The 12,344-nt window shown below is 70.7% G+C and carries 9 protein-coding genes; 4 read left to right on the top strand and 5 right to left on the bottom strand.

All coding sequences use genetic code 11. The annotated features are described in order from the left end of the window. Position 1: 1 nt before the first annotated feature. The 3 genes from ACQQ2N_RS20285 to rnk form a co-directional block, all read right to left on the bottom strand. The gene (locus tag ACQQ2N_RS20285) at positions 2–526 is read right to left on the bottom strand and encodes a GNAT family N-acetyltransferase (RefSeq protein WP_440223393.1); all 525 of its coding nucleotides are present in this window, start codon (positions 524–526) and stop codon (positions 2–4) included. Positions 527–535: 9 nt separating this feature from the next. Further along, complete coding sequence (locus ACQQ2N_RS20280; protein WP_440223392.1) at positions 536–997, bottom strand: SET domain-containing protein; 462 nt, start codon at positions 995–997, stop codon at positions 536–538. A 115-nt stretch (positions 998–1,112) separates the two neighbouring features. After that, positions 1,113–1,520: a nucleoside diphosphate kinase regulator gene (gene rnk, locus ACQQ2N_RS20275; protein WP_440223391.1), complete on the bottom strand. Its 408-nt coding sequence runs from the start codon at positions 1,518–1,520 to the stop codon at positions 1,113–1,115. Positions 1,521–1,682: 162 nt separating this feature from the next. Here rnk and ACQQ2N_RS20270 point away from each other — a divergent pair, with 162 nt between their 5' ends. Then, entirely contained in the window at positions 1,683–2,561 is an 879-nt protein-coding gene (locus tag ACQQ2N_RS20270) for a prephenate dehydrogenase (protein WP_440223390.1), read from the top strand. Here ACQQ2N_RS20270 and ACQQ2N_RS20265 read toward each other — a convergent pair whose 3' ends face one another. Next, positions 2,562–3,515, bottom strand: a complete 954-nt coding sequence (locus tag ACQQ2N_RS20265; RefSeq protein ID WP_440223389.1) for a LysR substrate-binding domain-containing protein — start codon at positions 3,513–3,515, stop codon at positions 2,562–2,564. Positions 3,516–4,366: 851 nt separating this feature from the next. Here ACQQ2N_RS20265 and ACQQ2N_RS20260 point away from each other — a divergent pair. The 3 genes from ACQQ2N_RS20260 to prmC all read left to right on the top strand — a co-directional run bounded on the left by ACQQ2N_RS20260 (position 4,367) and on the right by prmC (position 10,107). Beyond that, on the top strand, positions 4,367–4,915 hold the full coding sequence (locus tag ACQQ2N_RS20260) for a Pycsar system effector family protein (protein WP_440223388.1): 549 nt from the start codon (positions 4,367–4,369) through the stop codon (positions 4,913–4,915). 73 nt (positions 4,916–4,988) lie between these two features. Then, positions 4,989–9,122, top strand: coding sequence for a hypothetical protein (locus ACQQ2N_RS20255; protein ID WP_440223386.1), 4,134 nt, complete (start codon positions 4,989–4,991; stop codon positions 9,120–9,122). Between the two features lie 151 nt (positions 9,123–9,273). After that, a complete protein-coding gene (prmC, locus tag ACQQ2N_RS20250) occupies positions 9,274–10,107 on the top strand; it encodes a peptide chain release factor N(5)-glutamine methyltransferase (RefSeq protein WP_440223385.1) in 834 nt (277 codons plus the stop codon). A gap of 223 nt (positions 10,108–10,330) precedes the next feature. Here the strand turns inward: prmC and dxs are convergent, their stop codons facing one another. Continuing rightward, positions 10,331–12,226, bottom strand: coding sequence for a 1-deoxy-D-xylulose-5-phosphate synthase (gene dxs / locus ACQQ2N_RS20245; RefSeq protein ID WP_440223384.1), 1,896 nt, complete (start codon positions 12,224–12,226; stop codon positions 10,331–10,333). Between the last annotated feature and the right edge of the window lie 118 nt (positions 12,227–12,344).

The raw sequence follows: 12,344 nt of genomic DNA, 5'->3' as shown, positions 1-12,344 counted from the left end.
CTCAGGTCGCCGGATCGGGGCGGTGGTAGGTGTAGACCAGCGTCGCGCTGCCGAGGAAGTCGATCGTGGTCGACTGGCGGCCGCCGAGGCGTCGCGCGACGCGCTCCGACGAGGTGTTCTCGGCGCGGATCAGGCTGATCGCGCGCTCGGCACCGAGGCGCGAGAACGCGTAGCCGAGCGCGGCGCGCGCGGCCTCGGTCGCGTAACCCATGCGGCGGAACTCGGGACGCAGCATCCAGCCCACCTCGAGGTCGGGCCAGCCGTCCGGATGATGCAGGCCGACGCGGCCGACGAACTCGCCGGTGTCGCGCAGTTCGACCGCCCACATGCCGTAACCGCGCAGCACCCAGTGGCCGAGCAGCATGGCCATCGAGCGCCATGCGTTCATGCGGTCGAGGGGTTCACCGTCGCCGATGAACCGCGTGGTCTCGGGATTGGCCAGCATCGCCGCGTAGGCTTCGAAATGCTTGTCCGACAGCGCCGTGAGGCGCAGCCGCTCGGTGACGAGGACGGGGATCTCGATCATGCCTGTTCGCTAGTCGAGGAGGGCCAGCAGCGCCTGCGAGGACGCTCCGAGACTCTCTTTCCAGGTGAATCCGACGATAGGCGCGTCCGTGGCCGCATCGCGGAAATCTTCCTCCTGCCCAGGGGCGAGCAGGTGGCGGTAGTCGACGGTGACCTCGGTGCCGGCCGGAAGCGCGGACGCCGCGAAGATGAAGCCCAGGTGCCACAGCCCGGTCGGCTCGAACGCGTGGTTCACGTAGCACTCGTCGGGCCAGTCGGTGCTGACGGTGTAGCGGTCCTCGAACCAGCGCACGGTAGCCGGCAACGTCTGCGCGGCATCGGGGCGCGAGAGGATCTCGGCGAAACTCGAGGTTTCGTTGATCGCGTCGGGCGCGACAAGGATGCGCCCGCGCTCGACGTCCTCGTCGAGGAACAGGCCTTTGCCGGCGCCGGCGATCCCCGACGGGCCGATGTGGTAGCGCGGAAGGATCATGCGGTCACCGCCGAGGAGCGCGGCGAGGATAGCACGCGTACCAGTGCCATGTTGCAGCACAGCACGAAGGCGCGGCGCGTTGTCGCGGCAGGCGTTTTCACGGGAGGAAACGACCTCAGCGGTGCAGGTGGCCGCTGGCTTCGGGCTGGTAGGCGAGCCCGGTGACCTCGACATGCAGGGGACGCCCGCCCGGTACGTTCCAGTGGATCGTGTCGCCGACGCGCAGGCCGAGCATCGCGCTGCCGAGCGGCGCCATGATCGAGACGCGTCCCGCGGCGGCATCGGCGTCGCGCGGGTAGACCAGGGTCACTTCGCGGTCGTCGCCGCTGAGGCGGTCACGCACGCGTGCGGTCGAGTTCATCGTGACGACGTCGGCCGGCATCCCGGCGGGTTCGAGGATCGTCGCGCGGGCGAGTTCGCCGCGCAGCGCCTCGGCCGTCGCGCTGCGCGCGTGCGCCGGCTCGTCGAGCAGGCTCTCGAGGCGTTCGAGATCGAGGCTCGACACGCGGATCGCGGGTTTCATCGATGACGCTCCTGTCGCGGCGGCTGCGGGACGCATGCGGCGGACCGTAGCCCACCGCGCCGGTATTCTCAATGTGCCCGAGGACCCTCGACACCCCGTGCACGCCATGGCGGCCGGCGGCGCTGGCGTACACTCCCGCGCCACGTTCCGGGAGCCTCGTGCATGCTGAGCAAACTCGTCGTCGTCGGCGTCGGCCTCATCGGCGGATCGTTCGCGCGTGCGCTGCGGCGTGCCGGCGCGGTCGGGACGATCGTCGGCGTCGACCGCAACGAGGTCGCGCTCGCACGCGCGCTCGAACTCGGCATCGTCGACCGCGTCGCGCGCGATCCTGGCGACGAAGTGGCCGACGCCGATCTCGTGCTGCTCGCCGCCCCCGTCGCGCAGACGCCGACGATCCTCGCGTCGATCGCGACGCGGCTCGGTCCGGACACGGTCGTGACCGATGCAGGCAGCACCAAGGGCGATGTCGTCGCGGCCGCGCAGGCGGCGCTCGGCACGCGGGTCGCGCGTTTCGTGCCGGCGCACCCGATCGCGGGACGCGAGGTGCACGGTCCCGACGCCGCACTCGCCGACCTCTACGACGGCCGCCACGTGATCGTCACGCCGCTGGCCGGCCACGATGTCGACGCGGTCGAGCGCGTGCGCGCTGCGTGGCGCAGCGCCGGGGCACGCGTGCTCGAGATGGACGTGCAGCGCCACGACAGCGTGCTCGCCTCGGTCAGCCACCTGCCGCACGTGCTCGCCTACGCGCTGGTCGCGCAGATCGTCGACGGCGTCGACGCCGAGCTCAAGCTCGCGCTGGCCGGCGCGGGTTTTCGCGATTTCACGCGCATCGCCGCGAGCAGCCCCGAGATGTGGCGCGACATCGTGCTTGCCAACCGCGAGGCCTTGCTCGGCGAACTCGATCGCTATGCCGCGGTGGTCGCCGACCTGCGTGCGCGCATCGCCGACGGTGACGGTGCCGGCATCGAGGCGGTGTTCGGCAAGGCGAGCCGTACGCGGCTCGCGTGGCAGGCCGCACGCGACGCGGCCTCGCGCTGATCAGCGTTTCGCGACGGCGCGGGATTTCCGTGCCGGTGTCTCGGCCTCGGCACGCGGATCGAGCAGGCCCGGCGGCAGGCCGCGCAGCACGCCTGCCAGTTCGAGCAGGAACGGCGCCATCGCCGAACTTCGTCGCCACACCATCGCGACGTGCCGGCTCGGCGGCTTGCCGCTGAACGGCAGGATGCGCACGTGCTCGACCTGCGGCACCGGCGGTTTCACGGCGAGCGTAGGCAGCAGCGTGATGCCGACGTCGGCGGCGACCATCTGGCGCAGCGTCTCGAGGCTGGTTGCGCGGAAACCGGCCTTCTCGCCGGCACCGGCGAGCTGGCAGACCTCGAGGGCCTGGTCGCGCAGGCAGTGGCCGTCCTCGAGCAGCAGCACGCTCTGGTCGGCGAGATCGTCGAGGGTCAGGGCCTTGCGCGTGGCGAGCGCGCTGCCTTCGGGCACCGCGAGCACGAACGGTTCCTCGAACAGCGGCTCGGCATGCAGCTGCGGCTCGTGCAGCGGCAGTGCGAGGATGCCGGCGTCGAGTCGCCCTTCACGAAGCTGCCGCACGACGACTTCGGTCTTCTCCTCGACGAGCAGCAGCTCGAGGCGAGGGAAGCGCTTGCGGATCATCGGCACCGCGTGCGGCAGCAGGTAGGGACCGAGGGTCGGGAAGATGCCGAGGCGCAGGCTGCCCGATTCGGGATCGCGCGTGCGTCGTGCGATCGCCTTGATCTGGTCGACCTCGTTGAGCACGTCGCGCGCGCGCTGCGCGATCTCGCGGCCGACCTCGGTCAGCAGCACCTTGCGCGGGGTGCGCTCGACGAGCGCGACGCCGAGCTCCTCCTCGAGCTTGCGGATCTGCGTCGACAGGGTCGGCTGGCTCACGAAGCTCGCTTCGGCGGCGCGGCCGAAGTGGCGCGTCTCGGCGAGCGCGACGAGGTAGCGCAGGTCGCGCAGGTTCATCGGGAGCGGTCGGTGACGATCATCACCGCATCATATCGGGCCGCCACGAACGCGACACACCCGCGTCGGGCAGTGCGTTCGAAGGCCTTGAGGTGGGGCGGAATGACGCAGCCCTTGTGCCCGCGAAGGCGGGCCCCATCTCGTCTGGGCGTCGATGCCGCGGCTTTGCCCGCTCGACGCACGGACGGCGTCTGCACCCCCCTCCCCAAGGCTGCGCCGTCCCGGGCGGCGGATTTCCTCCCCGAATCCGCCGCCCCCCTCTTGGAAGCAAAGCCCGGGCCTCGTGCCCGGGCTTTTTCGTTGGCGCGCCTGCCGAGTCACCCGTCGCGCTCGACGAGGCCCCCGCGCCTGACGGCTGCGCCGACGCGTGACCGGACGGTCCTCGCGTCCACGGAGGAATCGCCTGCGGCGGTTCCTCCCGCGTTTCACGCCTTTGCAGCATCGCGAGTACCTCGCGACGATCGGGTAGGGCGGAACCCGCGCAGCGGATTCCGCCGTGAATCGAGTCGTCGCTTCATGCTCGACCACGTCGATGCATGTCCGACGAGAACCGGGTCCGGTTGGCTCAAGAGGGACTGGGCGTGATCGCGAGGCTCACGGCGGAATCGCCTGCGGGGGCTCCGCCCTACGCATCCCCCCGATTCCGCAGAAGGGGTTCGGGTAGGGCGGAACCCGCTCAGCGGATTCCGCCGTGAATCGAGTCGTCGCGTGCGTGCCGACGAGCGTGCCCTGCATGCGGCGCGTCATGGCGCGTGCCGGCGCCGCCAGTGTGGCACGCCGCCGGGCCGTGTCGCCGCGGCGGGCCGGTGGCGCAGTAAGATGCCGCCGGACCCGATCCGGAACGCCTGCGCATGAGCGAGACGCCGCCCCCGCTGGACTACGCGCAGATTCCCGAGCGCAATACCGCCGACAACGTGCTGCGCACCGCGCAGCAGCACCACGTGCAGTTGTCGGCGATGGCCGACACCAAGGCCAACATCATCATCACGGTGTCGTCGATCGTGCTGACGCTGTCGCTCGGACGTCTCGCCGATCCCGAGTTGCGCACGTCGGTGCTGATCCTCGCCGGCTTCACGCTGCTCGCGCTGCTGCTCGCGATCCTCGCCGTGCTGCCGAAATACCGGCCGATCCGGCTCAAGGACGAGACCTTGCCGCCGCACTTCAATCTTCTGTTCTTCGGCCACTTCGCCGAGCTCTCGCGCGAGCGCTACCTGCGCGAGATGAATCGCGTGCTGATGCCCGACGGCACGCCGTATGCGACCTGGGCGTCCGACGTCTACTCGCTCGGCACCTACCTCGCGCACCACAAGTACCGCTACCTGCGCTACAGCTACCTGTTCTTCCTGACCGGTTTCGTGCTGGCCTGCCTCGAGCAGGGCTGGCGCCTGCTCGCGCACTGACCGCGCGCTTCACGAAATCCCGCGACGCGGCGCACCGCGTTGCACCTGCGCATCCCATGAGAAGGAGACTCCCGTGCGTCGATGGTGGCTCGTGGTCCTCGCCCTGCTTTGCGCAGGCATCGCAACGTCATGGGCGCAGACGCCGTCCTCGCTCGAGGCCTGGCGCGGCTGGGTGCTCAAGGGCGAGGAGTTCCGCGCCTGCCCGCTGATCGCCGGACGAGCAGGGCAGGGCCGCGACGACTACGCGTGCACGTGGCCCGGCACCTTGTCGATCGTCGCCGACGCGAACGGCGCGGCGCTCGAACAGCGCTGGCGCGTCGACATCGATGCCTGGGTCGCACTGCCCGGCGATGCCGAGCATTGGCCGCAGCAGGTCACCGTCGACGGCCAACCCGCGCCGGTCGTCGATCGCAACGGTCCGAATGTCTGGCTGACCGCAGGCACGCATGTGCTGCGCGCGCGCATTCCGTGGCGCGAGCGCCCGCAGCAGCTGGCCGTGCCGTCGCCGACCGCGATCGTCGCGTTGACGATCGACGGTCGCGCGGTGACACCCGTGCAGCGTGAAGGTGATCGCGTCACGCTGGGACGTGCCGCCGATGCCACGGTCGAAGCCGACAGCCTCGACGTGCGCGTGTTCCGCAAGTTCACCGACACGTTGCCCGGCGAGCTCGAGACGCAGTTCCGTCTCTACGTATCGGGCCAGGTTCGTGAAGTCGCACTCGCACCGGTGCTGCCCGAAGGGTTCGCGCCGCTCGCGCTCGACAGCGATGGCTGGCCCGCACGCCTCGACGAGCAGGGGCGCCTGCACGTGCAGGTGCAGCCAGGCTATGCGGAACTGACCTTGCGCGCGCGAGCGACGGCTCCGATCGACAAGATCGTCGCGCGCGCGCTCGCCGACGCGCAGCGCCAGGAGATCTGGAGCTACGAGGCGGTGCCGTCGCTGCGGACCACGCACGCGAGCGGTGCCGTGCAGGTCGACCCATCGCAGGCCGACGTTCCCGATGAATGGCATGGGCTGCCGGCGTTCGCACTCGGCGAAGGTGATGCCATCACGATCGACGTCCGATCGCGTGGCCAGCTCGAGAACGAGGCGAACCGTCTGATCCTCGCGCGCGAGGCCTGGCTCGACTTCTCGGGTGACGGCTGGTTCGCGCGTGATCGCGTGATGGGACACATGAACAGCGGATGGCGCCTCGATGTCGCGCCGCCGTTCGCGCTGCAGCGTGCCGAGGGCGACGGCGACGCGCTGCTCGTCACGCGCGGGGAGGGCGAGGGTACGAGTGGTGTCGAGTGGCGCATCCCGCAGGTGAACCTCGCTGCAGGCGTACGCATCGCGCACGGTACCGGCACCTTGCCGATCGGCGGCTGGCAGCAGACCTTCGACCAGGTCACGACGACCGTGAACCTGCCGTACGGCTACCGGCTCGTCGCCGCACCGGGCAGTGACCGTGCGAACGGCAGCTGGCTGTCGCGCTGGACGCTGCTCGACGTGTTCCTCGTCGCGATCCTCGTCATGCTCGCGGCGCGCCTGCTCGGACCGATCGGTGGTGTCGTCGCGGCTGCCTACCTGCTGCTCGGCTTCCAGGAAGGAGGCTCGCCGCTGTGGTCGCTGCTCGCGGTGATCGTGCTCGCGCTCGTCGTACGCGCGCTGCCGGTGGGACGACTCTCGCGGTTCACGGGCGGCCTGCGCATCGCCGCGCTCGTCGTGTTCGTGATCGTCGCGGTGCCGTTCATGGCGACGCAGCTGCGCACGGCGCTGTATCCGCAGCTCGCCGACGACACCGGCGCGGTCGCGTATCCGGCCGGGTTCTATGAAGACAACGTCGACCGTTACACCGATGCGGCGCCGAATCTCGAGCCTCCGCCGCCGCCGCCACCTGCACCCAAGCCGAGTGTGGCGGCGGAAGCGCCCGTGCAGGGACTGTGGAAGCACAAGGGCAGTCGCGCCGAGGCCGGCTCGTCCGACGCGCTCGAATCGGTCGTGGTCACCGGCTCCCGACTGCGCAGCGTCGACATCATGAAGAAGTACAGCGAGAACACCGTCGTGCAGACCGGTGGCGGCGAGCCCGGCTGGCGCCTCGGGACGCGTCACACGCTGACGTGGTCCGGCCCGGTGCCGGCATCGCAGACCGTCAACCTGCTCGTCGCGCCGCCGTGGGTCGTGCGCCCGCTGCGCCTCATCCTCGTCGCGCTGCTGGGCTGGCTGGCCTGGCGCCTGCTGCGCGGCGTGTCGTGGCGGCCGCGCCGTGCGTCGGTTCCTGCACTCGCGGGCATGACGCTGGTGTCGCTGCTGCCGTTCTCGATGGTCGCGCCGGCGCAAGCGCAGGGCTGGCCGTCGCAGGAGCTTCTGCAGCAATGGCGCGAGCGTCTCGTCGAGGTGCCGAAGTGCGCGTCCGCCTGTGCCTCGATGCCGCTCGCCCAGGTCACGGCGCGCGCCGACGAGATCCGTGTCGTGCTCGAGGTGCACGCCCTCGAGCGCGTCGCCGTGCCGTTGCCGATCGACGAGAAGGGGCTCGTGTTGCGCTCGCTGCGTGTCGATGGCGCAGCGGACGACAGCCTCGCGCGTGTCGGCGGCAAACCGTGGATCGCGCTCGGCCGCGGTGTGCATCGCGTCGAGCTCGTGTTCGCCGCCGCGCGCGACAAGGTCGACCTCGCGTTCACGCTCGCGCCGCGTCGTGTGGAGGTCGCCGAGGGGGGCGACTGGCAGGCCGGCGGTCTCGTCGACGACCGCCTCATGACCGAAACGCTGACGCTGCTGCGCACGCGCGATGCGGCTGGTGGCCCGGCGGCGGAGGAGGTGCAGCAGTTCCCGGCCTATGTGCGCGTCACGCGCGTGTTGTCGCTCGATCTCGAGTGGTCCACCCGTACGGACGTCGAGCGGCTTGCTCCGGAGAGTGGCGGTTTCACGGTCGATGTGCCGGTGCTCACGGGCGAGCGCGTGTCGACGCCTGGCCTGCGCGTGCGCAACGGCCGTGTCACCGCCGCGCTCGCCGACGGCGCGGACGAGACCGGCTGGGATGCCACGCTCGACAACACGGACACGATCACGCTCGTCGCGCCGCCGCTCGGCGAACGCGCCGAGGTCTGGCGTGTCGCCGCAAGTCCGACCTGGCACGTCACGTTCGCCGGGGTGCCGGAATCGGCGCCGGAAGGCGGTGCCGCCACGGGCGGCCATCGCGAGTTCGTGTTCCATCCGTTGCCCGGCGAAACGCTCACGATCACGGTCACGCGACCGGCTGCTGTCGACGGCGCGACGCGCGCGATCGACGGCGTGCAGGTCTCCAGCGAGATCGGCGAGCGTGCGACGACGCAAACGCTCGCATTCACGGTGCGTGCGAGCCAGGGCGGCGAGCATGCCGTTCGCCTGCCCAAGGGCCTCGAGGTGCTTGCGGTCACGCGCGACGGCGCGACGCTCGGCGTGCGGCCGCGTGACGGCGTGCTGAGCCTGCCGGTATCGCCCGGCACGCAGCGCTACGAGGTGCGCCTGCGCGACGCGACGCCGATCGGCATGCGTTCGGCCACGCCCGCCTTCGCACTCGGCATGCCGTCCGCGAACATCGATCTGCGCGTCACCGTTCCGGGAGACCGCTGGCTGCTCGCCGCGTTCGGCCCGCCGGTCGGTCCTGCCGTGCTGTTCTGGGGCGAACTGCTCGCGATGGTCGTGCTCGCATGGCTGCTGTCGCGCTGGCGACCGGGTCCGCTGCGCTTCCATCAGTGGCTGCTGCTCGGCATCGGCTTCTCGACGTTCTCGTGGCTCGCGCTCGGTGTCGTCGTCGCATGGCTGTTCGCGTTCGACTGGCGCGCCCGCCGCGAAGTCGTGCCGGGCTGGCGCTTCAACCTCGCGCAGGTTGCGCTCGCGGGCCTGACCCTGATCGCGTTCAGCTGTCTGTTCGCGAGCGTGCACAACGGCCTGCTCGGCTCGCCGGACATGGTCGTGCGCGGCGCCCAGTCCTGGGGCAGCATCCTGAACTGGTTCGCCGATCACGCCGACGACGTGCTGCCGGTTGCGAGCATCGTGTCGCTGCCGTTGTGGGCGTACAACCTCGCGATGCTCGCCTGGGCGCTGTGGCTCGCCGCGGCGCTCGTGCGCTGGTCGCGTGCGGCGTTCGCGGCGTGGACGCGCGGCGGCTACTGGACGCCGTGGCGCCGTCCGCAACCGGCGATCGACGTGCCGCCGCCTCCGCCGCCGGCTGCAGGTGCGGCGTGAGCCCACGCCCGCGCCGTCGTGGATGCCGGTTCCGGCGATGCGACGATGTTGCGTCGTCGGGACCCGGCGCCAGCATGCCGACAGCGCAGCGTGCGCGCGTCGGGACAGGTCATTCCCGTGTCCCTGCATGGTCGTGTCCCGGAGATGCGCGATGACCACGGTCGCCGATCTGCTGCGTGGTGCCGCTCCACCCGGAGGCGGCGAGGCGCGCCACGAGGCCGAGCTGCTGCTCGCGCACGCGCTCGAGCGGTCGCGGGCATGGCTGTTCGCACACGCCGATGCGGTGCCGGACGATGCGCAGCGGCAACGCTTCCAGACGCTGGTGGCCGCGCGTCGCAACGGTACACCGATCGCCTACCTCGTCGGCCAGCGCGGCTTCTGGACCTTCGATCTCGTCGTCACGCCCGATGTGCTGATCCCGCGTGCCGATACCGAGCGCCTCGTCGAGCTCGCGCTCGAGCGCATTCCGCCCGATGCCGTGTGCGACGTCGCCGACCTCGGTACGGGATCGGGCGCGATCGCGCTAGCGCTCGCGAGCGAGCGTCCGCAGGCGCGTGTGCTCGCCACCGATGCGAGCGAAGCAGCGCTCGCGGTCGCGCGTGGCAACGCACAGCGCCTGGGCATCGGCAACGTGACGTTCTCGCAAGGTGACTGGTGCGTGCCGCTCGGCACGCGCCGTTTCGACGTGATCGCCTCGAACCCGCCCTACATCGAAGCCGGTGATGTGCACTTGGGCGAAGGCGACCTGCGTTTCGAACCGGCCGCTGCGCTCGCGTCCGGTGAGGATGGCCTCGACGCGATCCGCACGATCGCCGCGCAGGCGCCGCGCCACCTGGTGCCGGGCGGTTGGCTGCTCGTCGAGCACGGCTGGAACCAGGGCGAGGCGGTGCGTGCGATCCTCTCCGCGAACGGTTTTGCGGACGTCACGACGGCGCAGGACCTCGAATCACGTGACCGCGTCACGCTCGGACGCGTTGCGGAATAGGGCGAAACCGCCGCAGGCGATTCCGCCGTCTATCCAGGAGGTGCGTCGCATCGATACGGCCGCATCCGCTGGATCCATCGGCGGAACGGGAGGGGCGCGCGTCGACGCCGCATGTGACGATGCCGCAGGTGCAAGGCGGAATCCGCTGCGCGGGTTCCGCCCTACGCGTGACGCGCTTCTCGGGTAGGGCGGAACCGCCGCAGGCGATTCCGCCGTCGCGGGCTCAGCCCGCGCTGCGCATCGCCGGGACAGGCACGAGGTCGCCGAAGCGCGTGCGCACGGCGGACTCGATGCCCGCTGCGTCAAGGCCCGACTCGGCGAGCAGTTCCTCGCGGCTCGCGTGCTCGAGGTAGCTGTCGGCGAGGCCGAGGTGCAGCACGGGCACGACCACGCCGTGCGCGGCGAGGCATTCGGCCACGCCGCTGCCGGCACCGCCCTGGATCGCGTTGTCCTCGAGCGTCACGAACGCGCCGTGCGTGCGCGCGAGGTCGAGCACGAGGGCCTCGTCGAGCGGCTTGACGAAGCGCATGTCGACGAGCGTCGCATCGAGTGCGTCGGCGACCTTCGCGGCCGGTGTTACGAGTGCGCCAAACGCGAGCAGCGCGATGCCGTGGCCGTGGCGGCGCACGATGCCCTTGCCGATCGGCAGCGGCTCGAGGCCCGCGTCGAGTGCGGCGCCGGTGCCGGTGCCGCGCGGATAGCGCACGGCGGCCGGACCCTGGTGCAGGAAGCCCGTGGTCAGCATGCGACGGCATTCGTTCTCGTCGGACGGCGCCATCACGACCATGTTCGGGACGCAGCGCAGGAACGACAGGTCGAAGCTGCCCGAGTGCGTCGCGCCGTCCGGACCGACGAGGCCGGCGCGGTCGATCGCGAACAGCACGTCGAGGTCCTGCAGGGCGACGTCGTGGATGAGCTGGTCGTAGGCGCGCTGCAGGAACGTCGAGTAGATCGCGACGACCGGCTTGGCGCCTTCGCAGGCCATGCCGGCGCCGAACGTGACCGCGTGCTGCTCGGCGATGCCGACGTCGAAGTAGCGCTCGGGGTGTTCGCGCGAGAAGCGCACGAGGCCCGAGCCTTCGCGCATCGCCGGCGTGATGGCGTGGAGGCGGTCGTCCGCGACGGCCATGTCGCAGAGCCAGTCCCCGAAGATCTCGGTATAGGTCGGCTTTGCCGCGCCCGCCTTCTTGGCGAGTCCCTTGCCGGGATCAAACGGCCCGACCGCGTGGTACTCGATCTGCTCGCGCTCGGCGGGTGCGTAGCCCTTGCCCTTGGTGGTGACGACGTGCAGGAACTGTGGACCCTTGAGTTCGCGCAGCGTCTTGAGCGCGTGCAGGAGCTGCGGCAGGTCGTGGCCGTCGATCGGCCCCGTGTAGTGGAACCCGAATTCCTCGAACAGCGTGCTCGGCATGAACATGCCCTTGGCATGTTCCTCCCAGCGCTTGAGGAAGCGCCACAGGAAGCCCTCGCGCTTCATCATGCGCTTGCCGTGCTCGCGCATGCGGTTGAGCGTGCGGCTGGCCATGAGGCGCGCGAGCATCTGCGTCAGCGCGCCGACGTTCTCGCTGATCGACATCTGGTTGTCGTTGAGGATCACCAGCATGTCGGGCTTGACGTCGCCGCCGTGGTTGAGCGCCTCGAACGCCATGCCGGCCGTCATCGCGCCGTCACCGATCACCGCGACGATGCGGCGAGGGTCGGCCTTGCGCTGTGCGGCGATGGCCATGCCGAGCGCGGCGCCGATCGACGTCGACGAATGGCCGACGCCGAACGTGTCGTAGGGACTCTCCTCGCGGCGCGGGAACGGCGCGAGGCCGTCCTTCTTCTTGATCGTCGTGATGCGGTCGCGGCGGCCGGTCAGGATCTTGTGCGGGTAGCACTGGTGGCCGACATCCCAGACGAGGCGGTCTTCGGGCGTCTCGTAGAGGTAGTGCAGGGCGACCGTCAGCTCGATGACGCCGAGCCCCGCGCCGAAGTGGCCACCGGAGCTCGCGACGGACTCGACGAGGTAGTCGCGCACTTCGCGCGCGACGTCGACGAGTTCGGACTCGGGGAAGCGACGCAGGTCGGCGGGGCTTTCGATGCGCGAGAGGCGCGGATAGCGGGTCGGATCGATCATTCAGGGGAGTTGCCGGCGGTCAGGCGCGTATTTTCGGCCACCCGGCAGGGCGGGGCAAGGAACGCCGGTGGCGCCGCCGTGGCGGCTTCCGGGCCGGTTCAGGGCAGGTCAGACCGAT

The sequence above is a fragment of the Dokdonella aquatica genome (assembly GCF_051987395.1).
Classification (GTDB): domain Bacteria; phylum Pseudomonadota; class Gammaproteobacteria; order Xanthomonadales; family Rhodanobacteraceae; genus Dokdonella.
Note: the sequence above shows the minus strand (reverse complement) of the source record. Positions and strands in the feature narration are given on the sequence as shown.

Bases quoted from the DNA above. Each gene is read 5' to 3' on its own strand.
- prmC (WP_440223385.1), top strand. From the start codon at position 9,274: ATGACCACGGTCGCCGATCTGCTGCGTGGTGCCGCTCCACCCGGAGGC.
- ACQQ2N_RS20280 (WP_440223392.1), bottom strand. From the start codon at position 997: ATGATCCTTCCGCGCTACCACATCGGCCCGTCGGGGATCGCCGGCGCC.
- dxs (WP_440223384.1), bottom strand. From the start codon at position 12,226: ATGATCGATCCGACCCGCTATCCGCGCCTCTCGCGCATCGAAAGCCCC.
- ACQQ2N_RS20265 (WP_440223389.1), bottom strand. From the start codon at position 3,515: ATGAACCTGCGCGACCTGCGCTACCTCGTCGCGCTCGCCGAGACGCGC.
- rnk (WP_440223391.1), bottom strand. From the start codon at position 1,520: ATGAAACCCGCGATCCGCGTGTCGAGCCTCGATCTCGAACGCCTCGAG.
- ACQQ2N_RS20260 (WP_440223388.1), top strand. From the start codon at position 4,367: ATGAGCGAGACGCCGCCCCCGCTGGACTACGCGCAGATTCCCGAGCGC.
- ACQQ2N_RS20270 (WP_440223390.1), top strand. From the start codon at position 1,683: ATGCTGAGCAAACTCGTCGTCGTCGGCGTCGGCCTCATCGGCGGATCG.
- ACQQ2N_RS20285 (WP_440223393.1), bottom strand. From the start codon at position 526: ATGATCGAGATCCCCGTCCTCGTCACCGAGCGGCTGCGCCTCACGGCG.